The following is a 22528-nucleotide window of genomic DNA, read 5'->3' on the forward strand; positions in this document are numbered from 1 at the left end:
AAGTGAGCGCGGGCCGTCGCTTTGAGCAGGGCGAACTGGTCAGGCAGTGCGCGAAGTTCCGGCCAGGCGCGCGTAGAGGCGGGCGTAGGCGGCCAGGGACGCGAGGTCCAGCAGGTCGCACCGGGGGTCTCCCGGGGACGGGCGGGACGCGGGGCCGAGGCGCACGGTGTCGATTCCGTGGGCTCTGAGGACGACGCCGTCCGTGGAACCCGTCCAGCCGGTGATGGGAGGCGGGTCGGCGCCGAACTCGGCACGCCAGGCGGTTCCGGCCTCGCGGACGATGGATGCGGCGGCGGAGGTCGCGGCGGCGGGGTGGATCTCGTCGATGTCGACTTCGACCGCGCAGGTGGCGAGGGGGCCGGTCGCGCAGGCCGCTTCGACCTCGGTTCGCAGCGCGGCGGCGATGGCCTGCGGGGCGGCTCCGGGGACGGTCACTACGTAGATCCCGGCCTCCAGCAGGGCCGGGAAGAGGTCGGGCTTGTCCGGGCGGCCTGCGGTGAGGTTGCCGATGCCGGCGGCCGGGCCCACCTGCGTGCCGGGGGCTGTACTGGATGCGACGTAGGCCGCGCGCCAGCGTTCGACGGCCTCGATGACGGAGCCGGCGTGGGGGATGACACCGCCGTGCGGATCGGCCGACTCGCGGGCCAGGACGGCGCCGTGCCGTCCCCGTACGCGCAGGCGCAGGTAGAGGGCGCCAGGCTCCTCCCACAGGATGGTGGGCGGGCCGCCTTTGGCGACTACGGCGGCCGGCGGCGGGGGCTCGGTGGCGAGGTAGTGGTCCAGGCCGGTGGAGCGGGGCGTGCCGCCTGGGCCGTGCAGGGTGCTTCGGTGCGTTCCCGAACCGGCCAGGAGGAGTCGTGCGGGGACGCCGCGAGATGCGGCGGAGACGAAACCGGCCAAGGCCGCGGACGCCGGGGCCCTCGCCACGCCCAGGCCGAAGCCTTCGACGTGGGTGGACGTGACCTTCAGCCGGGGCGGCGGGTCGGCGCGGGCGGTGATGGGCCGGTCGTCGGACGGGTCGCCGCTCAGTGAGGTGTCGAGGTGCGAGTAGAGCAGCACCCCGGCCGGGTCGCCCGCCTGGAGGTTGGCCCCGCCCGCCCCGTACCGGTGGACCGTCCAGTCGATCCACGGCCACCGCGCCGTGCACCAGGAGGCCAGGTGCACGGCGGCGGCGGCCTCACGGCCGTACGGCGCCGGGACGCCGTCCAGGACTTCCAGGACGCGGACGATGACCTCGCCCGCGTCCTGCGGTTCCGTACTCAGAAACGGCTCCAGTCGTCGGCGGCCGGTCGCCACACGTCGATGTTGCGCGGGTCCGGCGGCATCCGGCGGGCGACGTGCGTCTCGTGCTCCTCCGGCGTGAACACGCGATGCGCGTCGCACAACTCGTAGCGGGGGCCGTGCAGCGGCTCGTGCATGTAGAACGCGATGGACGTCGACGCCGAGTGGTTCACCAGGTCCGACGCGATCGGCTCGCCCTTGTACAGCGCGCGGGCGCGGAACCGCATGACGTGGTCGAGGCTCTTCATCGCGAAGCACAGGTGCGCGACGAAGTGCTCCTTGTTGTTCTGCAGGGCGAGGCTGTGGTGGTAGCGGTCCTCGCAGCGCAGGAACGTCGTGGAGCCCACGATCTCGTCGGACGCCTGGAAGCCCAGCACCTTGGTGTAGAACTCCAGCGACTCCTCGTACTCGGTCGTCGCGATGAACGGGTGGACGAGGTCGACCGGCCGCAGGTCCGTCACCGGCGGCTCGGCGTACTCCAGGAAGCCGGTGAACAGCTCGACGATGAGGCCGTTGGGGTCGCGGACCGCGAAACCGTCCGCGCAGAGGTCCTTCTGCCGGTCCTGGAGGTCGAGGATCTCGTGCCCGGCATCGGCGACGCGCTTGCGCAGGTCGGCGAGAACCTCGTCGTTCTCCACGCTGTAGCCGACGGCGACGGTGCGGCCGGCCTTGTGCTCCGGCGCGCTGATCAGCTCGATCGAGTGGTGCTCGATGTCCGCGCGCAGGTAGGCGTGGCCGTCGGTGCGCTGTTCGAGCTGGAGGCCCACGTGGTACTGGAGGAACTCGATCGTGCGGTCCATGTCGGGGACCTCGATGCGGGCGTACTCCATCCCGTACGGGCCGCGCGGCCGGCCGGGCCTACCGGGGGTCTCGTAGGTGACGATGACGTGGTCGTCCATGATCGGGCGCCAGCGTTCGCGGACGAACCGCTCGTGCGACTCGCTCTCCAGGTACGCCATCAGGTCCGCTTCGGTGTTGAACTTCACCGAGAACGCGTGGGTGTATCTGGTGCTCCGGGTGCTGATGTTGGGGCCGAGCGTGAAGTCGCGCATGGCCGGGTAGCGCTGCGGGAACTGGCGCAGCTCCGCGAGGACGGACTCGACGGCCTCCGCCGGCGCGTCCTCGCGGAACCGGAACGCGAGGTTGTGTTGGATCATCGCTTTTTCCTCAGAGAATGAAGCTCAGTCGGCTGCCGGCGGTCAGGTGCTCGTGGCTGAGGATCGCGCGCCGCAGCCGGAAGCGAAGGTCCACTTCGCCCGGCACCGGCGCGCCGCCCGTGACCAGCAGGTGGTCGTAGCGGCCCACGTACGCGTCGAACTCGCCGTCGCGGGCCCGGTGGGTGATGAAGGACGCCGTCACCCGGAGCAGGCCCGGCTCGTCGTGCTCGCGCAGCCGCACGTTGGAGATCATCCGGTGGGTGAGGGACGGCGGGTTCTCGGCGTGCGCCTTGCGTGACTTGAGGCGCTTGACGCGGGCGCGCAGCAGGTCCCAGTCGTCGCAGACGAAGGAGCCGGACGCGTGCGGCGAGGTGCCCGTCCAGTCGGTCGCGGGGACCTCGAACCGGGCGCCGGGCTCGAACAGCGCCAGCCAGTCGTCGTACTTCCAGGCGTCCAGGATGTCGGCCTCGGCGTAGAGGAAGTCCTCCACGTCGGCGCGGGTGATCTCACGTCCGCCGACGAGCACGGTGCTGGTGGTGGGTGCGGTCATCGCACGTTCCTCCCCTCGAGGAAGCGCTCGGGGCGGGGTCCGGCGACGTCCAGGCCGCCGTCGGCGCCGAGCGCGTCCACCCAGTGCCGCCAGAAGCCGCGCATCGCGCCCTCGTCGATGGAGCGGCCCTGGACGCCCTTGACCTCGTCGACCATGCCGCGTGACATGTCGCTGTAGTCCATGCCGGCGCGGGCGTCGGCGGCGGTGGCCTCGATGCCGCGCTGCACGGCCTCGTACGCCTCGATGTCGTCGGGGGTGGCGAGGCCGCCGGGGCCGACGAAGCTGACCATGGTCTTCATCCGCAGGGCGCGGGTGTCGGCGTCCTCGCCGCGCGGCGCGAGCTGCCAGGCGCGCACGTCGGTGCGGTCGGGCGCGGCCGGTTCGAGCTGGCGGATCGACAGCCCTTCGAGGTCGAAGAGCAGGAGGTTGGGCCAGACGAACAGGATGTGGCTCTCGTCGGCGACGTAGCGGGCCCGTTCGGGGCCGAGCCGGCGGTCCATCTCGGCGCGGTGCTCGGCGGTGCGGACCTTCTCGTCCTCGCCGAAGCGCGGCTCCCACAGCATGCTGATCCGGCCGCCGTGCCCGGTGAGGACGAGGAGGCTGTGGCCGTTGCCGAGGTTGTAGGCGTACTGGTCGTCGTCGGTGACGGCGAAGCCCGTCTCGCGCAGGTAGCCGACGAACGTGTTGTGCGTGGGCGAGAAGTGGTAGCCGTCCATGGCGTTCTCGACGCCGAGCTTCCAGTTGCCGCGGACGCCGTACAGCTGGGTGCCCGGCAGGACCTCCATGCCGTCGGCGTGCTGCTCGGAGATCATCGTCATGTAGTCGGCGGCGTCGCCGAGGTAGTCCGGGAGCGGCGGCACGTCCGGGTCGAACGAGACGAAGACGAAGCCCTCGTGGATCTCGAGCCGGGGGACGGTGCGCAGCGCCATCGAGTCGAGGAAGCCCTCACCCGCGGCCTCGTAGGCCTCCTTGCCGGGGATGGCCGCGACGTCACCGTTGTTGCGGAACGTCCACGCGTGGTAGAAGCACTGGAACAGCTTGCTGGACCCCTCCCGCTCCCGGCACAGGATGGTGCCGCGGTGCGGGCAGGAGTTGAGGAACGCGCGGACGGTGCCGTCGGTGTCGCGGCAGAAGATCAGCGGCCGGCCGCCCAGCGTCCGCGTCTTGAAGTCGTTGGGCGCGGCGATCTCGGTCTCGTGGCCCAGGTACAGCCATGTACGCGCCCATATCCGGTCCCGCTCCGCCTGGAAGATCTCTTCCGAGCGGTACGCGACCCGATTCACGCGGAAAGTCAGTGCGTCCCAGTCCTCGACGACCAGCCGCCCCGGAAGACCCGTGCCATCCGGTTCGGGCATCGGGCTCCACCCCCTTCCACGCCGCTTCCTCAGCAGCATCATTCACTAATTCGAGATACCATCTCGCATGGTGTACAGAGTTCCCCAGTCCGGTTCGACCTGTCAAGGGGTAGACGGGCGGGTTCCAACCGGGTTGACTAGCTACGTCTCAGTTAACATGATTGCGTCTCGCAGTGAGAGATGGCATTCGGTCAGTCGGGGGACACGTACCGTTCTGGGCGCTCTACCCGTAAGTAGCGAATGACCCCCGCGGCGGTCGCGCTCATGATGAGATGACGTGTCGTGCCGCCACGGCGCCCGCCGCGCAAGGCGGAACACGGCCGGTGACCGAGGCAGAAGCGAGGAACGGATGGCGACGAGCACCGCACGAGAAACCACGGCCGAGAGCTCCTCATCGATCCAGACGGTGCAGCGTGCCGCACTGATCCTGGACTCGTTCACGGTGAGCCGGCCGCATCTGAGCCTGAACGAGATCACCGCCCGGCTCGGTGCCAGCAAGGCGACCGCACACCGGTACACCAAGGCACTGCGGGCGGCGAACCTGCTGCGGTACGACGACCGCACCGCCCTGTACTCGCTGGGCCCGCAGGTCCTCACCCTCGCCGCCGCCGCACGGGCCGCGCTGCCGATCGTGACCGCCGCGGAGCCGTACATGGACCGGCTCGTCCAGACCGCCGGGCAGACCGTCGTGCTGAGCATCTGGGACGGCGAGTCGCCGACCGTCGTCCGCTCCGCCGACAACACCGACCACCTGATCCGGATCAGCGTCCGGGTCGGGTCGCGGCTCGACCTGGCCACCTCCGCGCAGGGCCGGGTGTTCTGCGCGCACCTCCCGCCCGAGCAGGTCCCGGCGCTGGCCAAGCTGCTGCGCCGCGCGCCGGAGCTGCGCGAGGAGCTCGACTGGATCCGCGAGCACGGCCTGTCGGTCAACTCCCCGTCCGAGAACGGCCTGCACACCATCGCCGCGCCGGTGTTCGAGGGCGACGCCATCATCGCCACGATGGCGATCGTGGGCACCTCCGTCGACGTCCCGCGCCAGGCCGACTCGCCGATGGCGCGGTCGCTGCTGGAGATCACGAGGGACCTGTCCCAGCGCCTGGGCAACAACGGCACCCCCCACGCCGAGGCCGGCTGAACGTCGAGCCGCGGCGCGCCGCCCTCATGTGACGGTCTTGAGCGGGGTCTCCTGAGGGGACGATACGCCGCGGGTGAACGTGATCCGGGGCGGGACGGGGGCGTCAGGGGAGCTCGTCCAGGTACGTCAGGGACTTGGCGAAGTCGGCGCGCGGCGGGACGAAGATGTCGATGTTGACGCACGGCTCTTCCAGCGGCTCGATGTAGTGCTCGGCTCCCCTGGGCACCAGCAGGAACGTCCCCGCCGTCATCTCGTGCGGGACGCCATCCACGTAGTAGTTGCAGCGGCCCTCGGCGATGTAGACGAGCTGGTCGAAGTCCTCGTGGCTGTGCGGGTTGAGGTCCATGCCGACGTCGAGGGTGTGGTGCGCGACCATCACCTCGTCGGTGGAGTAGACGCGGCGCCGCACCCCCTTGCGCAGCTCCGACTCCGGCATGTCGGCCCAGCCGATCACCCTGTTGTAGAGCTTGGCGTTGCGGCTCTTCTCGGTCATCCGTTGCCTCCTTCGCCGGCCGCCGCTTCCAGTCCGGCGGCCAGAATCTGCAGGTCCGAGCCCGTCACCAGGTAGCGCGCGGCGGTGAGCCCCTGGCCTTGCGCGGCGGTCCGGGACGGGGCCCAGCCGCCGAACGCGATCCCGTGCCGTTCCGCGGCCCCCTCGATCTCGCCGACGGCCGCGCGCAGGTCGTCCCCGCCGGGGTCGGCACCCAGGCTCACCGCCAGGTCGGTGCCGCCGACGAAGACCACGTCCAGGTCGCCGATCACCGCGTCCCAGGAGTCGCCGTCCCTCCACCAGGGGGTCTCGACCTGCCCGACGAGCAGCGGCGGGTCGTCGCGCTCGGCGTCCAGGAACGCCTTCAGGCCGCCGGACGAGCGCAGCCCGAACCCGGCGGCCCGGTTGGCCAGGCTGACCGACCGGGCGCCTTCGGGCGCGAACCGCGTGGCCCGGACGAGCGCGCGGGTCTGCGCGGCCTCCCCGAGCATGGACAGCTGCAGCCCGGCCGCGCCGTTCTCCAGGAGACGGCAGATCAGGGGCGCGTCCACCTCGGGGATCCGGACGAGCGCTGGCAGGCCGCAGCGTTCGGCGTGCCGGACGAGGCCGATCGCGTCGGCCTCCGTCAACGTGGAGTGCTCCAGGTCGACGACCACGAAGTCGAAGCCCGCCAGGCCGCACAGCTCGACCACGTCCGGCACGGGCAGCTTGACGAACGTCCCGGTCAGCCGGGTCCCCTCCGCCAGCGCCGCCCGCAGCCGGGCCCGGTTCGATGTCACAGGCCGCGCCACGGCACGGTCTCGACCTCCGCCCCGCCGTGCAGGACGAGCGTCGGCTCCAGGCGGGGCGCGCTGATCGAGTTGCCCGACGCGTCGGGGAGGACGACCGGCTCGGTCTCCTCGACCACGGTCACGTGGGCGGGGCCGCCGGCCTCCAGGCGCCCGTAGCCCTCCGCGTCCAGCCCGAGCAGCCGCGCCGGGCGCACGGTGGCGCGGGCGACCGCCTCGGTCGGCGGCATGCCCAGCGCGACGAGCTTCGACATGCTGGTCAGCAGGTCGAACACCGGGCCCTGCCAGTTGCGGGCGCTGGTGTCGGAGCTGAGGACGTCGGGGTAGAAGCCCCGCGCGATCGCGCGGCGCGCGACCTCGAAGCTGAGGTTGCTCTTGCCGTGCGCCGAGTCGAACAGCACGCCGCGTTCCCGGGCCGCCGTCACCGCCGGGAGCACCTCGTCGCCGTCCAGGATGCCGTGCTTCTTGCCGGTGTAGCAGTGCGCCACGAGGTCGCCGGGACGCAGGTGGTCCAGGACGATCGGCAGCGGCTCGGATGTCTCGCCGATGTGCACCATGAGCGGCAGCCCGGCCTGCTCGGCGACCTGGAGCGACTTCTTCAGCAGCATCTGCCAGTTGTCGCCGACCACGTCCTCCGACAGCCGGATCTTGAAGCCGCGGACCACGTCGGGGTTGCAGGCGGCGGTCTCCAGCGCGTCGTCCGGGACGAGCGTGTCGGGGTTCATCAGCTCGCCGAAGCGGAAGTCGATGAGGCCGAGGACCGAGACGTTCAGGAAGTTCACGATCCGCATCGGGGTCGGCTCGACGACGAGCTTGCGGAACGCGGCGAACGTGGAGGCGCCGGCCGTCCCGGCGTCGGCGGCGGCGACGACGCCGCGGCGCAGGTGCGCGTCATCGGAGGGAGCGCCGACCTTGGACACGTACTGGAAGATGTGGGTGTGGCCCTCGACCAGCCCGGGCAGCACCCATTTCCCGCTGCAGTCGACGACCTCTGCCGCGTCGGCGGCCAGTCCGCCGCCGACGGCGGCGATCGTGGTGCCGTTGATCGCGACGTCGAGCACGGCGTCGGTGCCGGAGGCGGGATCGATGACCGTTCCGCCTCTGAGCACACGATCGTAGACGGGGTTCTGTTCTTCGGTCATCGAGGTACTCCCGGTTCTGTGAAGGTGCTGCGGGGGGAATTACGGGTCGGGTGCCGCGGGCGGGGCGGTGCGGGGCGCGGGTTCACGCCCGGACCCGGATGGTCAGTGGCAGGACGCCGTCGATCTCGACCCGGACGGTGTCGCCCGGCCGCAGGAAGTCGCCGCGGTCCTGGCCGGTTCCGGCGGGCGTGCCGGTCAGCACCACGTCGCCGGGGTGGAGCACGGCGTAGCGGGAGATCCGGGCCAGCAGCTCCGGGATCGGGAAGATCATGTCGGCGCTGGTGGAGTCCTGGCGCGACTCGCCGCGGACCCATGAGCGGACGCCGATCGCGTCCGGGCCGGCGATCTCGTGGCGGCCGAGCAGGGAGGCACCGAGCGGGGTGAAGCCGGGGAAGCTCTTGGCCAGGACGGGCGCCGACGTGCGCTTCATGACGTCACGGCAGGTCATGTCGTTGGCCGCGGTGACGGCCGCGACGGCGGACCAGGCGTCGTCTTCGGCGGTGTGGTCGAGGGTGCGACCGATCACGACGGCGATCTCGGCCTCGTAGTCCATCTCGGCGGTCTGCCCGGCCGGCAGCCGGACCGCCGCGCCGGGGCCGCACACCGACGACGGCGCGGCCAGGTAGAGCACCGGCTGGTCGGGGACGGGACGTCCCGTCAGCTCGGCCTTGGAGCGGTAGTTCATGCCGATGCCCCACACGGCACGGGGCCGGGCGATGGGGGCGAGCAGGCCGGCCCCGTCTCCGGCACCGTTCCCGTGGCCGTCTCCGGCGCCGTTCCCGTCCAGCGGGAACCGCCGGACGACCTTCGCCGTGGCCAGCGCGTCCAGCGAGCCGGTCGCCTCGATCAGCGCCGCCGCGTCGGGGTACGGCGTGTCGAGGACGGCGACGCCGCCGTCCTCGATCCGGCCGAGACCCCCGGAAGTCATCACAACATGCACGACATCATCTTTCGATGCGAGATGGAATCCTGTCAACAAATGAGAGACGGTATCTCATAATGCGATATAGCGGCGAGTGGGCGGCATGCGCCCACCGCCCGGCGCGGCCGGCCGAGCGGTACGGCGGGAACGCGGATCAGCCGCCCTGAGACGGGACGGCGGCGGCGAGCTGCCGGGTCACCTCGGAACCGTCCCAGTAGTCGACCCTGCGGGCCACCAGGCCGTTCGCGTCCACCCACAGCCGGAACACGCCGCGGACCCGTACCGGCGCGTTCCCGGCCGAGACGAGCCGGAACGACATCGTGTAGGCCAGCACGGCCCGCACGTCCCGGACGACCAGGTCCTCCATCTCGTACTTCAGGTCGGCGAAGTCGGCCAGGAAGCCGTCCAGCCGTTCCCGGTACGCGGCGCGGCCCGTGACGCCGCGCCCCATCGGGGACGTGTGCTCGCTGATGAAGCCTTCGGCCACGCACCCGGCGACCGCGTCGGCGTCATGGCGGTTGAGGGCGCCGAGGTACCGCAGCACCGCCGCACGGGTCCGTTCCTCGACCCGCGCGGCGGCGCCCGGTTCCGCCGGCCTGGGGACGCCGGTCAGGACCGCCCTCCCCACTTGGCGCGGACGGTGTCGAACACCTGCTGGTTGTGCGAGATCTCGATGACGTTGCCGTCGGGGTCCTTGAGCGCGCAGATGTAGCCGACCGGGTCCGGCATGTCGCGCGGCTCCCAGTGCAGGCTGCCCAGCTCGCGGGCCCGTTCGGCCATCGCGTCCACGTCGCCGCGTTCGGGTACCTCGATGCCGATGTGGGCGAACGGGTGCAGCAGCCCCAGCTGTCCGCCCCTGTCCTTGTTGAAGGACACCAGCACCAGCACGAAAGGCGTCTCCACCTGGCCGTCGTTGGACAGCCAGACGCTCTCGCCGTCGGCGTCCTTGAACCGCTCCACCACCACCAGCGGGGTGAGGGTGGTGTAGAAGTCGATCGACTTGTCCAGGTCGCCGCTAGGCAGCGCGACGTGCGTCCAGCGCGCGGCGGTCAGTCCGGTCACGTTGTCCTCCTCGAATCGTCCGGGCTCTGCTCGCCCGGATCCGGTCGCTCTTGCAAATCACGCCGTACCCCGCTCGAACGCCTTGCCCAGGGCCCGCGGCTCGCGGTCCTTGGCGGCGAACAGCAGCATCGCCAGCAGGGCCAGCAGGTACGGGGCGACGATCAGCAGCTGCGAGTTCAGCTGGAACCCCAGCGCGGGCAGCGCCAGCCGCATCGCGTCGGCGAGCCCGAACAGCGCGCAGCCGAGCAGGGTGCGGCCCAGCCGCCACGCCCCGAAGATCACCGCGGCGATCACGATGAACCCGCGGCCCGCGGTCATGTTCTGGCTGAACGAGCCGACCTCGCCCACCGCCAGGTAGGCGCCGCCGAGCCCGGCCAGCAGCCCGCACCACAGCAGCGCCTGCCGGCGCCGCGCATTGACGTTGATGCCGGTCACGTCCGCGGCCTGCGGATCCTCGCCGACCGCCCGCAGCTCCAGTCCCCACCGGCTGCGCTCGACCAGCCACCATGTCAGCGGGACCAGGGCGATCAGCAGGTAGACGGGCCACCGCTCGACGAACAGCACCTGCCCGACGATCGGGATGTCGCGCAGCACCGGCACGCTGACCTGCCACACCTGGTGGCCGGTGAACGTCCCGGTGACGATCAGGTAGCTGGTCAGCCCCAGCACCAGCGTGTTCAGGACGAGCCCGACCACGAACGTGTTGACGGCCGCCCGGTGCGACAGGTTGCCGTGCACGAACCCGATCAGCAGGCCGACCAGCATCCCGGTCACGAGCCCGGTCGTGGCGCTGCCGGTCACGGACGCGCCGGCGATCGCGCCGAACGCCCCGCCCAGCATCATCGCCTCGACCGAGATGTTGACGGTCCCGGCCCGTTCCGCGAGGTACTCCCCGCAGGCCGCGAACGCGAGCGGCACCGTCAGCCGGGCCCCGCTGGCGAGAATCGTGGAGATGTTGTCCGCGGCGCTCATGACGCGACCGCCTCCTTGGCCTTGGGTGCCGCCGTGTCCGCGTCGGTGCCGCCCCGGCGGCTCTCACGCCGGCGGCGCAGCGCCTCGGTCAGGACCGGCGGGACGACGAACGCGAGCACCAGCAGCGACTTGACCACGTCCACCAGGAAGTGCGGTACGCCGGTCGACGCCAGGAACCCGCCCCCCGAACGCAGCACACCGAACAGCAGCGCGACCGGGATCGCCATCAGCGGCCGGTTGCGGGCGACCAGCGCCACCAGCAGACCGTCCCAGCCGATGTTGTTGGAGATGCCGCCCTGCAGGCGGTTGGTGCCGACCGGGCTGGCCAGCAGCACCGCCCCGGCCACGCCCGCGAACGCGCCGGACACGGCCAGCGCCGTCCCGCTCAGCGCCGCGACCCGCACCCCGGCGTGCCGGGCGGCCCGCGGGTTCAGGCCGAGCATCGTCAGCCGGAAACCCCACCGGCTGCGCGCGATCAGCACCGCGATCACCACGGCCGCGACCAGCGCGAGCAGCAGGCCGCCGTTGACCTGCAGCCCGGGGTACTCGCCGAACGAGCCGAGCAGCCCGTTCTCCGGCAGCCGGTTGGACTGCGGCGAGACCGTCGCGTTCCCGAGCCGGGTCTCCTGGAGCAGCCACGGCGTGTTCACCGCGTACGAGACGAGCTGCTGCGCCAGGAACGTCATCAGCAGCGTGCTCACCACGATGTTGACGCCGCGGAACCGGTGCATCAGCGAGCTGATCCCGGCCCACGCCCCGCCGGCCAGCGCCGCCGCGATCAACGCGATCACCAGCAGCGCCGGGCCCGGCAGGGCCAGCCGCAGCCCGACGCCCGCCCCGGCCAGCGCTCCGATGAGCACCTGGCCCTCCTGACCGAGGTTGAACACGCCCGCGCGAACGCACACGCACGTCCCGACCGCCACCAGCAGCAGCGGCGCCGCGTACAGCAGCGTCGAGCTCACGGCCGCCGGACTCGACAGGCTCCCGTCGTACAGCGCCGTCACGGCCCCCGCCGGGGACCCGCCGGTCGCCGCCACCAGCGCCGACGACACCGCCAGCGCCAGCGCGACCGCGACCGCGGTCGCCATGGCCACCTGCGCCCCGCCGGCCCCGGGAGTCAACGCCGCGGCCAGCCGCCGCCCGGAACGATCAGCGTCCGTCATGCGGTCCCTCCCGGTCGCCTCGGGGGCGCTCACCCGCCCCGGCCGGCCCGCCCCGCCGGCCGCCCCGGCCGTCCGGCTCCCTCATGCCGCTACACCTCCGACGAGCATGCCGAGGCGTTCGGCGGTGGCCTCGGCCGTGGGCAGCAGGCCGGTGACGCGGCCCCGGGAGATGACGGCGATCCGGGACGCCAGCGCCATGACCTCCTCCAGCTCGGTGCTGATCAGCAGGACCGCCACCCCGCCGGACGCGGCCTTGCGCAGGCGCAGGTACATGTCCTCGATGGCGCCGACGTCGAGGCCGTGGGTGGGCTGGGCCGCGACCAGGACCGTCGGGTTCGCCGACATCTCCCGGGCGAGGACCACCCGCTGCTGGTTGCCGCCCGACAGGCTGCGGACGGTGGCGTCCAGCGACGAGGTGATGATGTTGAACTCCGCCGCCAGCCGCCGCGCGACCTCGTAGGTCCTGCGCCGGTCGATCAGCATCCGGCCGCTGACGGTGTCGAGCGACTTCATCACCAGGTTGTCGGCGACGCTCATGTCGAGGACGACGCCGGAGGCGTGCCGGTCCTCCGGGACGATGCCGAGGCCCGCCCTGTGCAGCGCGCCCGGCTTGGCCGGGTCGATCCGCACGCCGTTGACCTCGACCGTCCCGGCGGAGGGCTCGGTCAGGCCGGACAGGACGTCGCCCAGCGCCGCCTGGCCGTTGCCCTCCACCCCGTACAGGCCGACGATCTCGCCGGGCGCGATGTCCAGGCTGAAGTCGTCGAGCAGCGTGACGCCCTCGGCGCGGACGGTGATGCCGGACAGCCGCAGCGCCGGCTCGGCGTCCGGCTCCAGAGCGTCCTCCTCCGGGGCGTCCTTCTCCGGGGCGTCCTTCTCCGGGGCGTCCTTCTCCGGCTGCGGCCCGCCGCGGCGCTCGACCGGCAGCATGCCCAGGGCGGCCGCCTCGGCGCGCAGCGACACGTCCCGGCCGACCATCTGCCGGGCCAGTTCCCGCGCGCTGGTCTCCGCGGTCACGCTGTGGAACGCGACGCGGCCCCGGCGCAGCACGGTCACCCGGTCGGTGGCCGTGGTGATCTCGGTCAGCTTGTGGCTGATGAGGACCACCGCGCGGTCCTCGCCGGCGACGACCTCGCGCAGCACGCCGAACAGCTCCGCCGACTCGGCCTGGGTGAGCACCGAGGTGGGCTCGTCCAGGACGAGGACGGACGGGTCGCGCCGCAGGCACTTGATCAGCTCGACCCGCTGCCGCTCCCCGGCCGACAGCCGCGACACCGGGGAGAGGGGGTCGATCGGCAGCCCGTAGCGGCTGCCGACCTCCTCGACCTGCTCGCATGCCCGCACCCGGTCGACCCTGCCGGTGTCGCCGAGGCTGACGTTCTCCCACACGGTCAGCGGCTCGATGAGGCTGAAGTGCTGGTGCACCATGCCGATGCCGAGCGCGATCGCCTCCTGCGGCCCCGCGACCTCGACCGGGCGGCCGTCGTGGTGGATCGTTCCCGCGTCCCGCCGGACGAGCCCGAGCAGGACCTTCATCAGCGTGGACTTGCCCGCGCCGTTCTCGCCGAGCAGGCCGTGGATCTCGCCGCGGTGGACGGTCAGGTCCACCGCGTCGCAGGCCACGACCTGCCCGTAGTTCTTGCAGATCCCGCGCAGCGCCAGCGCGGGCGCCCGGGCTCCGCCGTCATGACCGGCGCCGCCATGACCGGCGCCGCCATGTTCGAGGCCGTCATGTTCGAGGCCGTCATGATCGGTCATGTCACTTACCGAGCCTCTCCACTTCCGCGGAGGCGTCGATCTTCCCGCTCGCGATGTCCTGCATGAAGGCGTCGATCTTCTTCTGCGCCTCCGTGTCGGACTTGCACAGCTTGACCGTGGGGTACGGGTCCTTGCCGATCGTCCACACCTTCTGCACGCCCATCTCGAGCTTGCCGTCGGCGAACAGCTTCAGCGCCTCGGTGAAGTAGTCGCCGGGGCTGAACAGCACCGAGATGTCGAACTTCGGGTCGGTGGAGGCGCACCGGTCGGTGCCGGGGGTCAGCGTGATGAGGTTCTTGGTGTTGGCCAGCTTCGTGGCGGCGTCGGTGGAGCCGCCGAGGTACGGGTAGACGGCGCCCACACCCTGGTCGATCTGGGCCTGCACGGCCTCCTTGGCCTTGGCGGCGTCGTCCTGGTCACCGGCGTAGGTCGTGGTGATGTTCGCGTCCGGGATCAGCGAGCGGATGCCCGCCGTGAACGCCTTGGAGGCGTTGATGTTGAAGTCGAGCTCCATGCCGGCCACGAACGCGGCCTTCTTGGTTCCGCGCGCCTGCATCAGGACGCCGGTCGCGTACCCGGCCGTCAGGATGCTCTGGGCGGGGTCGTCGGTGGACAGCATGATCCTGGGGGTCTGCTGGACGTTGCCGGAGCTCGGGACGTACCAGGCGGTCTTCGCGCACACCGCCTCCTCCGAGGCGGGGATGGCGTCCTTGAGCTCGGAGGCGCCGAGGGCGACCATGTCGACCTTCTGCTGGCACAGCGCGCGGGCGGCGCTCAGCGCCTCGCTCTCCGGGACGCTGCCGCGCTTGATGACCTCCCAGCCCTTCTCCTTGGCGAACGACTCCGCGCCGGTCACGAAGCTCTCGTAGTAGCCGTTGTCGTTGATGTCGCCGGGGCTGAGCACGCCGATGACGACCTTGCCGTCGCCGTTGACGTCGGGCTCGCCGGGCAGCACCCCGCTGCCCGATCCGCCGGTGGCGCCGTTCTGGTTCGCGGTGGCGTCGCCGTCGGCGCAGCCGGCGAGGGCGAGCATGGTGGCGCACGCGACGGCCGCGCCCGCGATCCGTACCGTTTTACGGTTCTTCACCTCAGGGGTCCTTTCGATCGGACGGTGAGCCGAGCAAGGAGCGGGAGCTCGTTGTGGCGGCGGTCGCGGGGACCACCGGCCAGCGGCCGGGGACTTCGAGCCCCGCCGCGCGCAGCAGTGCGGTGGACCGCTCTGCCGCCTCCCGGCGCAGTTCCGCGACGTCGACGGTCGTGATCCGGCGGTCGCGGACGACCGCCTTCCCGGCGACCAGGACATCGCGGACGGTGTGGCCGGGTGCACCCCACACCAGATGCGTGGCCAGGTCGCCGACCGGCGTCCAGGCCAGATCTCGCGTGTCGAGCACGACGAGGTCGGCGGCCTTGCCGACCTCGATCGACCCGATCAGGTCGCCGAGGCCGATCGCCTCGGCACCGGCGCATGTGGCCAGCGCGAACGCCTCGTCCGCGCGCAGCGGCCACGTGCCCCGGTCGTTCTCCAGGCCGGCCAGGAGCCCGGCCGTGCGCAGCACGTCGGGCGCGTCGCCGGCGTTGTGGGCGTCGCAGCCGAGCGCGACGCGCCCGCCGCGCCGGACCAGCTCGCCGTGCCGCCCGGCCCGCGTGTAGCCCTGGCCGAGGCGCAGGTACGCACCCGGGCAGGACGCGACCGCCGTGCGGGTCGCGAGGACGGCATCGACCTCCTCGTCGTCGAGCCACACGGCGTGGCCGAGGAGGAGGCGCGGGCCGAGCACGCCCAGCTCGCGCAGGTGGACGAGCGGGCGTGCGCCGGTGCGGCCCAGGTACGACTCGGCGTCGCCGGGTCCGGGCGACATGTGGAAGGTCATGGTGGTGCCGAGGCGGTCGGCGAGGGCGGCCGCGCCGGTGAAGAGCTCGTCGCTGACCAGGTCGTGGCCGACCAGCGTGATCCATCCGGTGACGAGGCCGTCGGCGGGCAGGCTCCGCACGGTCTCCTCCTGCCGGGCCAGCGTCTCGGCGGCGGGCAGGGAGTGCGGGACGCCCGGGGCGTCCCAGCCCCAGCCGCCGACCCGTCCCCGGATCCCGGCCGCGGCCAGTCCGGCGGCGACCCGGCGCGGGTGGGCCACGGTGCCGGCCTCCAGGACGGTCGTGACGCCGCGCATCAGCGACTCGGCGGCGGTGAGGGCGGCCGACAGCTCGTCGTCGCCGCCGGAGACCAGCCCGTGCAGCGGCACCGCCCAGCCGAAGATCGCCTCTTGGGAGTCGATGTCATCGGGGATGACGCTGCGGATCAGCGGGTCCACGGTGCAGTGCTGGTGGGCGTTGACCAGGCCGGGCACGACGACGCAGCCGCTCGCGTCCAGCTCGGCGGCGCCCGGGTGGTCCGCGCGGAGCGTCCGGTACGGGCCGATCGCGGCGACACGGCCGTCCGCGACCGCGACGGTGGCGTCGGTGACGACCTCGCGTCCGGGTGCCATCGTCACCACGGTCGCGCCGGTGACCAGGAGGGGGTCATGGGTCATGGCCGGACCAGGACCTTGCCGATGGCCTCGCGCGACTCGGCGGCGGCGAACGCGGCGGGCACCTCGTCGAGCCCGTACTCGGCCATCCGGACGGCCCGCAGGCCACCGTCGTAGTAGGCGTTCAGCATCGCGGCGAAGTCGGCCTCGGTGTAGGCGCCCGAGCCCAGCAGCCGGAGCCCGCGGTGGTAGACGCCGGCGAGGGAGATCGTGACCTCGTCGCCGGTGGTGTTGCCGAAGGTCACCAGCCGCCCGCCCGTGCGCAGGCTGTCCAGCGAGGTCGTCCAGGTCGCCGCGCCGACATGGTCGAGCGCGATGTCGGCGCCTTCGCCGCCGGTGAAGCGGCGTACGGCCGCGACGACGTCGGCGTCGTTGTGCAGGAGGAGGTCGGCGCCCAGGTCCGCGGCGAGCGCGAGCTTGGCGTCGCTGCCCGCGACCGCGACGACGCGGGCACCGGCGCGCTTGGCGAGCTGGACGGCGGCGATGCTGACCCCGCTGGCGGCGGCCTGCACGAGCACGGTCTCGCCGGCGGTCACCGCGCCGACCGTGAGGGTGGCGTGCCAGGCGGTGCTCCACGAGGACGGCAGCGCGGCGGCCTCGGCCAGCTCGACGTGCTCGGGGACGCGGTGGACGAGCCGCGCGGGCACGGCGACGTACTCGGCGAAGCCGCCGGCGACGTTCCCGCCGATGACGCGGACTGCGGCGCAGTGGCCCGGGTCTCCGGCTCCGCAGCGCCGGCACGTTCCGCAGCCGAGCGTCGGGTCGATCACGACGCGGTCGCCGGGGGCGTGCCCGCGCACGTCGTCGCCGGCCGCCTCGACGTGCCCGGCCACGTCCATGCCGGGGATGTGCGGGAGGCGGAAGCCGGGCAGCACGGCGGGGCCGCGGCGCTGGAGGACGTCGAGCCGGTTCAGCGCGCAGGCCCGTACCCGGACCAGCACGTCACGAGGACCGGGGGCCGGGTCGGCGACGCGCCGCAGCGACACCACCTCCGGACCACCGAACCCCGTCTGGACCAGCGCTTTCACCAGAACCTCCGTCAACGACACCATGGAATTCATCTCGCATTGTGAACCGATGGTTCGCAATGTGAGGCAACTCTGAACCCCGTCTCCGGGATGTGTCAACACCTACGCGGAAAGTCGCCGACACCCCTCGCGACGGCGCGACGGCCGCGCCCGCACACGAAACGGAAGACGGCCACGATCCGGGCCGTGACCTGGCACGTTCCAGCCGTGTCCTCCGGCGTGCGCGCGGGCCGCTCAGCGGTCGAGCAGCCGCACCGCCACCGCCTTCTCCTGCGTGTACTCGCGCAGCGCCGCGTACCCGCCGCCCGCACTGAACCCGCTGTCCTTCTGCATGTTGAACGGGAACCCGATGACCCCCGCGTCGTGGAACTGGTTCACCGCGACCTGCCCGGACCGCACGTCCTTGGCCACGCGCAGCGCCCGCGACACGTCGTCGGTCCAGATGCAGGCCAGCAGTCCGAAGTCGGTGCCGTTCATCATCTCGACGGCCTGGCCGGTGCCGGAGAAGCCCTGCACGGTCAGGACCGGCCCGAAGACCTCCTCGCGCACGACCCGCATGCCGGAGTCCACCCCGTCCAGGACGGTCGGCGCCACGAACCAGCCGTCGCCCGGCACCTCTGCCTTCGCGCCGCCGGTGAGCACGCGGGCGCCCTCCCCCGGCGCCCCCTCCAGGAAGCCGAGCACGCGCTCGTGCTGCTCACGGCTGACCAGCGGCCCCATGTCGAGGTCCTGGTCCCAGGTGCCGAGCCGGACGGCCTTCATGCCCTCCACGACGCGTTCGGTCACCTCGGCACGGATCGACTCCTCGACGAGGAGCCGCGAACCCGCGTAGCAGTTCTGGCCGGCGTTCTCGGTGATGGAGCCGACGATCGCCGGGATCGCCACGTCGAGATCGGCGTCAGCGAACACCACGTTCGGCGACTTTCCGCCCAGCTCCAGCTTGACCGGCACCAGGTTCTCGGCCGCGGCGCGCATCACCGCGCGGCCGGTGGCCGTGGAGCCGACGAAGCTGATGTGGTCGATGTCCGGGTGGGAGGTGAGCGCGACGCCCGCCTCCGCGCCGAGGCCGGTGACGACGTTGAACACCCCTGGCGGGAGACCGGCCTCGCAAGCCAGTTCCGCCAGCGCCAGCGGCCCGAGCGGGGCGATCTCGGACGGCTTGAGCACGACCGTGTTGCCGGCCGCGAGCGCGGGCGCGACATTGGCGGCCGACAGCAGCATCGGCACGTTCCAGGGGAGCGTCACCGCGCACACCCCGAACGGCTCGGGGATCGTGAAGCCCAGGTAGTCGGGCGTGCGGGTGGGCAGCGTGACACCGGTGAGCTTGTCGGCGGCGCCGGCGAAGTACTCGATGATCCCGTGCGCGATGAACGCGTTCGTCCGCCCCCCGGACAGCGGCTTGCCGACGTCGCGCGCCTCGTACCGGGCCAGATCCTCGACCCGTTCCATGACCAGCGCGGCCCAGCGGCCCAGCAGAGCGCCGCGCTCGGCGGGCGAGGTCGCGGCCCAGCCGGGGAAGGCGCGCCGGGCCGCGGCGACCGCGTCGTCCACGTCGGCCTGGCCGCCGCGCGCGATCCGCTGGATAACCTTGCTGTTCGCAGGGTCCAGTACGGGGAGTTCTCCCTGGTCACGCGCGGGAACCCAGGCTCCGTCGACGAGCTGCCTGGCGGCCGGAATATCAAGTACGGACATATGGGGAATCCTTGACCGGAATTATCCCGCATGTCAAGATGCCATATCTCTTTATGAAATGACCTTGGGGAGGTCGCATGCGGGTCACCGCCGCCGTACTACACCGTGCGGGCGAGCCCCTGGCCCTGCGGGACGTGGAACTCGGCCCGCCCCGCCCCGACGAGGTGCTGGTCCGGCTCGGCTCCGTCGGCATCTGCGCCACCGACCTGGAGTTCGCCACCTTCATGGAGGCGCCGGCCGTCCTCGGGCACGAGGGCGCGGGCATCGTGGAGAAGACCGGCGACCAGGTCACCTCCGTCGCGCCCGGCGACCATGTGGCGCTGTCGTACACCTCGTGCGGCCGGTGCCGCCCGTGCATGACCGGGTCGCCCGGCTACTGCCTGCGGTTCGACGCGCTCAACTTCAGCGGGCGGCGCCCCGACGGGTCGTCGGCGGTCTCGCTCGGCGGAACCGAGATCAACGCGCACTTCCTCGGGCAGTCGTCGTTCGCCGACCACGTCATCGCGCCCGCGCGGGCCGTGGTGCCCATCGGCAAGGACGCCGACCTGACCCTGGCCGGGCCGTTCGGCTGCGGCTTCCAGACCGGCGCGGGCGGCGTCCTCAACGTGCTGCGGCCCTCGCCAGGCTCGTCGATCGCGGTCTTCGGGGCCGGCGCCGTGGGCGTCGCCTCGATCCTGGCGGCCGTGCTCAGCGGATGCACGACCATCGCGGCCGTGGACCTCAACGCGGAACGCCTCGCCACGGCCCGCTCCCTCGGCGCCACGCACGGCGTGACCGGAGGCGGGGGCGCCGCCGGCGAACTGCGCTCGATCGCCCCGGACGGCTTCGACTTCGTCCTCGACACCACCGGGCGCGCGGACGTCCTGCGCACGGCCGTGGAGGCCCTCGCCCCGCTCGGCCGCTGCGGCGTGATCGGCGTCGGCCCGAGCGAGGAGATGAGCTTCGACTGGCGCAGCGTCCTGAACGGGCGCACCATCACCGGCATCATCGGCGGAGGCGGGATACCGCAGGTCTTCGTGCCCGAACTGCTGCGGCTGAACGCGGCGGGCCGGTTCCCGGTGGACGGGATCGTCGGGCACTTCCCGTTCGAGCGGATCGGCGAGGCCGTCGAGGCGGCCAAGCGGGGCACGGTCGGCAAGGCCGTCCTGACCTTCTGACACCTGAATCTCCCAGAGGCGCGGCTGGGCAACACCGCGCGGAAGACATGCGCATCTGGAGTCGCGCCAATGACGCAGCAGCAGGACCACCACTTCGACCACCACTCGGACGAGTGCAACGCCGACCCGGTCGCGTACTACGCCGCGTACCGGGAGGGCTGCCCCGTCGGGCGCACAACCGCGCACGGCGGGTTCGTCTACACGACGCGGTACGCCGACGTGACGCGCATCGCCCGCGACGACGACGCGTTCTCCTCCTCACGCGAGACGAGCGGGGTGGACGCGGTCGCCATCGTCATCCCGAGCGGGCCGGGCCTGGAGCAGTATCCGATCGAGGTCGACCCGCCGCGGTCCGCCGGCTACCGCGACCTGATCAACCCGCTGCTGAGCCCGGCGGCGGTCGAGCGGATGCGGCCGATGATCGCCCGCCATGCCGCGCGGGCCGTGGACGCGTTCATCGAACTCGGCTCGGCCGACTTCGTCCGCGACCTGACCAACCCGGTACCGGCCGCCGTCACCCTCGACTGGCTCGGCTTCCCCGAGGAGGACTGGGCGCCGCTGGCCGGGCCGATCCACGACATCTTCGCCGCCCCCGCCGGCAGCGAACGCGCCCGGCGCGGCGCCGAGGGCCTCGCGTACATGGAAGAGCGCATCCGCGAGCTGATCCGCGACCGCCGCGCCGGGCCCGAGCGGGACGCGGTCAGCGCGCTCGTCACCGCGCGGAACGCCGACGGCGAGCCGTTCACCGAGGACGAGCTGGTCTCGGTCATCGGGCTGCTCATCGCGGGCGGCGTCGACACCACGACGTCGCTGACGGGGTCGACGCTGGTCCACCTGAGCCGCAACCCGGACCAGCGGCGGCGCCTCATCGACTCGCCCGACCTGCTGGAACGGGCCACCGAGGAGTTCCTGCGGGCGTTCGCGCCGTCCCAGTCGATGGCCCGCACCGCGCGCACCGACACCGAGGTCGGCGGCTGCCCGGTCCGGGCGGGCGAGCGCGTCCTGATCCCGTGGGTGGCCGCCAACCACGACCCCGCCGTGTTCCCCGAGCCCGAGGACATCCGGCTCGACCGCGACGCGTCCCGGCACCTGAGCTTCGGGATCGGCTCGCACCGCTGCGCGGGCGCCCATCTGGCCCGCGCGATGTTCCGCGAGATGATCACGCAGGTGCTGACCCGGCTGCCGGACTTCCAGGTGCTGGAGGACGGTCTCGTCGAGTACCCGACCAGCGGCAACCAGAAGGGCTGGGACGCGCTCCCGGCCGTGTTCACCCCGGGCCCGCGCGCCGGTGCGAACACGGTGGCCGCCGCGCCCCTCGGCGCCTCGTACGACCTGACCGTGACGAGCACCGAAGAGGCCGCCGACGATGTGCTCAGCCTGACGCTGGCACGCGCAGACGGCGACGAGACACCCGCCTGGGAGCCCGGCGCTCACCTTGAGCTGCGGCTTCCGTCGGGCCGTGTGCGCCAGTACTCGCTGTGCGGCGATCCAGAGGACCGCTCGCACTACCGGATCGCGGTGCTGCGCGAGACGGACGGCAGGGGCGGCTCTGAGGAGGTGCACGCGCTCGCCCGCGAGGCCCTCACGCTCGGCGTGCGCGGCCCGCGCAACCACTTCCCGCTGGTGGAAGCCGACTCCTACCTGTTCCTCGCGGGCGGCATCGGGGTCACGCCCATCCTGGCCATGGTGCGCGCGGCGGCCGGGCGCGGCGCCCGCTTCCGCGTCGTCTACGGCGGCCGGACCCGCGCGTCGATGGCCTTCCGCGACGAGCTCACCGCACTCGCGGGCGACCGGCTGCGCGTGCTGCCACAGGACGAGACGGGCATCCCGGACCTGAAGGCGATCCTCGCGGAGGAGGCCGGGCCGGACACCGCGATCTACTGCTGCGGGCCCACCGGGATGATCACCGCGGCCGAGGACGCCTGCGACGAACTGGACCTCCGGTCCCGGCTGCACGTCGAGCGCTTCACCGGCGACGACTCGCTGGAGGTGGCGTTCGACCCGGCGCTCAACACCGAGTTCGACGTCCACCTCGCCCGTACCGGCGCCACACTGCGGGTCCCCGCCGACCGCCGGCTCATCGAGGTGATCCAGGAGGCGGTGCCCGGCCTGTCGTACGACTGCGAGAAGGGCTACTGCGGCGCGTGCGAGACGCGCGTGCTGGCCGGGGAGCCCGAGCACCGGGACTCGCTGCTCAGCGAGGAGGAACGGGCCGCGGGCCGGACGATGATGATCTGCGTGGGCCGCTGCACCTCGTCCCGCCTGACCCTCGACCTGTGACCAGACCTCGTTGACCTGCGGCATGTCGCCCTCATCGGCCGTCTCATAAGGGCGGCACGCCGCAGGTGCACGTGGTT

General features: G+C 72.3%; 20 protein-coding genes. 3 read left to right on the plus strand and 17 right to left on the minus strand.

What is annotated here, in order from left to right:
- Positions 1-39 precede the first annotated feature (39 nt).
- Genes ACTWPP_RS05770 through ACTWPP_RS05785 form a run of 4 tightly spaced genes read right to left on the minus strand, consistent with a single transcriptional unit; the run spans position 40 to position 4343 of the window.
- Positions 40-1296: a hypothetical protein gene (locus tag ACTWPP_RS05770; RefSeq protein WP_443103031.1), complete on the minus strand. Its 1257-nt coding sequence runs from the start codon at positions 1294-1296 to the stop codon at positions 40-42.
- Positions 1260-2438, minus strand: coding sequence for a Dabb family protein (locus ACTWPP_RS05775; RefSeq protein ID WP_443103032.1), 1179 nt, complete (start codon positions 2436-2438; stop codon positions 1260-1262). Before ACTWPP_RS05775 ends, ACTWPP_RS05770 begins: the two co-directional genes overlap by 37 nt.
- A 10-nt stretch (positions 2439-2448) precedes the next feature.
- The gene (locus ACTWPP_RS05780; RefSeq protein ID WP_443103033.1) at positions 2449-2988 is read right to left on the minus strand and encodes an aromatic-ring-hydroxylating dioxygenase subunit beta; all 540 of its coding nucleotides are present in this window, start codon (positions 2986-2988) and stop codon (positions 2449-2451) included.
- A complete protein-coding gene (locus ACTWPP_RS05785; RefSeq protein WP_443103034.1) occupies positions 2985-4343 on the minus strand; it encodes an aromatic ring-hydroxylating oxygenase subunit alpha in 1359 nt (452 codons plus the stop codon). Before ACTWPP_RS05785 ends, ACTWPP_RS05780 begins: the two co-directional genes overlap by 4 nt.
- A gap of 349 nt (positions 4344-4692) precedes the next feature.
- On the opposite strand from ACTWPP_RS05785, the gene ACTWPP_RS05790 reads away from it, so the two are divergent.
- Complete coding sequence (locus tag ACTWPP_RS05790; RefSeq protein ID WP_443103035.1) at positions 4693-5478, plus strand: IclR family transcriptional regulator; 786 nt, start codon at positions 4693-4695, stop codon at positions 5476-5478.
- Positions 5479-5581: 103 nt separating this feature from the next.
- Here ACTWPP_RS05790 and ACTWPP_RS05795 read toward each other — a convergent pair whose 3' ends face one another.
- The 13 genes from ACTWPP_RS05795 to ACTWPP_RS05855 form a co-directional block, all read right to left on the minus strand.
- Positions 5582-5971, minus strand: coding sequence for a cupin domain-containing protein (locus tag ACTWPP_RS05795; protein WP_443103036.1), 390 nt, complete (start codon positions 5969-5971; stop codon positions 5582-5584).
- Positions 5968-6747, minus strand: a complete 780-nt coding sequence (locus ACTWPP_RS05800; RefSeq protein ID WP_443103037.1) for an HpcH/HpaI aldolase family protein — start codon at positions 6745-6747, stop codon at positions 5968-5970. Before ACTWPP_RS05800 ends, ACTWPP_RS05795 begins: the two co-directional genes overlap by 4 nt.
- A complete protein-coding gene (locus ACTWPP_RS05805) occupies positions 6744-7898 on the minus strand; it encodes an amidohydrolase family protein (RefSeq protein ID WP_443103038.1) in 1155 nt (384 codons plus the stop codon). Before ACTWPP_RS05805 ends, ACTWPP_RS05800 begins: the two co-directional genes overlap by 4 nt.
- A gap of 82 nt (positions 7899-7980) precedes the next feature.
- The gene (locus tag ACTWPP_RS05810) at positions 7981-8826 is read right to left on the minus strand and encodes a fumarylacetoacetate hydrolase family protein (RefSeq protein ID WP_443103039.1); all 846 of its coding nucleotides are present in this window, start codon (positions 8824-8826) and stop codon (positions 7981-7983) included.
- Between the two features lie 148 nt (positions 8827-8974).
- Positions 8975-9448 (minus strand): nuclear transport factor 2 family protein, encoded by a 474-nt coding sequence (locus tag ACTWPP_RS05815; RefSeq protein ID WP_443103040.1) that lies wholly within the window; start codon positions 9446-9448, stop codon positions 8975-8977.
- Positions 9430-9882, minus strand: a complete 453-nt coding sequence (locus ACTWPP_RS05820; RefSeq protein WP_443103041.1) for a VOC family protein — start codon at positions 9880-9882, stop codon at positions 9430-9432. The genes ACTWPP_RS05815 and ACTWPP_RS05820 overlap by 19 nt, the downstream gene beginning before the upstream one ends.
- Positions 9883-9939: 57 nt before the next feature.
- Entirely contained in the window at positions 9940-10854 is a 915-nt protein-coding gene (locus ACTWPP_RS05825) for an ABC transporter permease (protein ID WP_443103042.1), read from the minus strand.
- The gene (locus tag ACTWPP_RS05830; protein ID WP_443103043.1) at positions 10851-12017 is read right to left on the minus strand and encodes an ABC transporter permease; all 1167 of its coding nucleotides are present in this window, start codon (positions 12015-12017) and stop codon (positions 10851-10853) included. The genes ACTWPP_RS05825 and ACTWPP_RS05830 overlap by 4 nt, the downstream gene beginning before the upstream one ends.
- An 81-nt stretch (positions 12018-12098) precedes the next feature.
- The gene (locus ACTWPP_RS05835) at positions 12099-13775 is read right to left on the minus strand and encodes an ABC transporter ATP-binding protein (RefSeq protein ID WP_443103044.1); all 1677 of its coding nucleotides are present in this window, start codon (positions 13773-13775) and stop codon (positions 12099-12101) included.
- A 1-nt stretch (position 13776) separates the two neighbouring features.
- Positions 13777-14862, minus strand: coding sequence for a BMP family ABC transporter substrate-binding protein (locus ACTWPP_RS05840; protein ID WP_443103045.1), 1086 nt, complete (start codon positions 14860-14862; stop codon positions 13777-13779).
- 1 nt (position 14863) lies between these two features.
- Complete coding sequence (locus ACTWPP_RS05845; protein ID WP_443103046.1) at positions 14864-16297, minus strand: amidohydrolase family protein; 1434 nt, start codon at positions 16295-16297, stop codon at positions 14864-14866.
- Complete coding sequence (locus ACTWPP_RS05850; protein ID WP_443103047.1) at positions 16294-17322, minus strand: zinc-binding dehydrogenase; 1029 nt, start codon at positions 17320-17322, stop codon at positions 16294-16296. The genes ACTWPP_RS05845 and ACTWPP_RS05850 overlap by 4 nt, the downstream gene beginning before the upstream one ends.
- A gap of 234 nt (positions 17323-17556) precedes the next feature.
- Positions 17557-19014, minus strand: a complete 1458-nt coding sequence (locus tag ACTWPP_RS05855) for an aldehyde dehydrogenase family protein (RefSeq protein ID WP_443103048.1) — start codon at positions 19012-19014, stop codon at positions 17557-17559.
- Positions 19015-19091: 77 nt separating this feature from the next.
- Here ACTWPP_RS05855 and ACTWPP_RS05860 point away from each other — a divergent pair, with 77 nt between their 5' ends.
- Positions 19092-20171 (plus strand): NAD(P)-dependent alcohol dehydrogenase, encoded by a 1080-nt coding sequence (locus ACTWPP_RS05860; protein WP_443103049.1) that lies wholly within the window; start codon positions 19092-19094, stop codon positions 20169-20171.
- Positions 20172-20240: 69 nt separating this feature from the next.
- Positions 20241-22451, plus strand: coding sequence for a cytochrome P450/oxidoreductase (locus tag ACTWPP_RS05865; RefSeq protein ID WP_443103050.1), 2211 nt, complete (start codon positions 20241-20243; stop codon positions 22449-22451).
- Positions 22452-22528: the final 77 nt, after the last annotated feature.

This window comes from Actinomadura sp. 3N407 (genome assembly GCF_052245875.1).
In the GTDB taxonomy this organism is placed as follows: domain Bacteria; phylum Actinomycetota; class Actinomycetes; order Streptosporangiales; family Streptosporangiaceae; genus Spirillospora.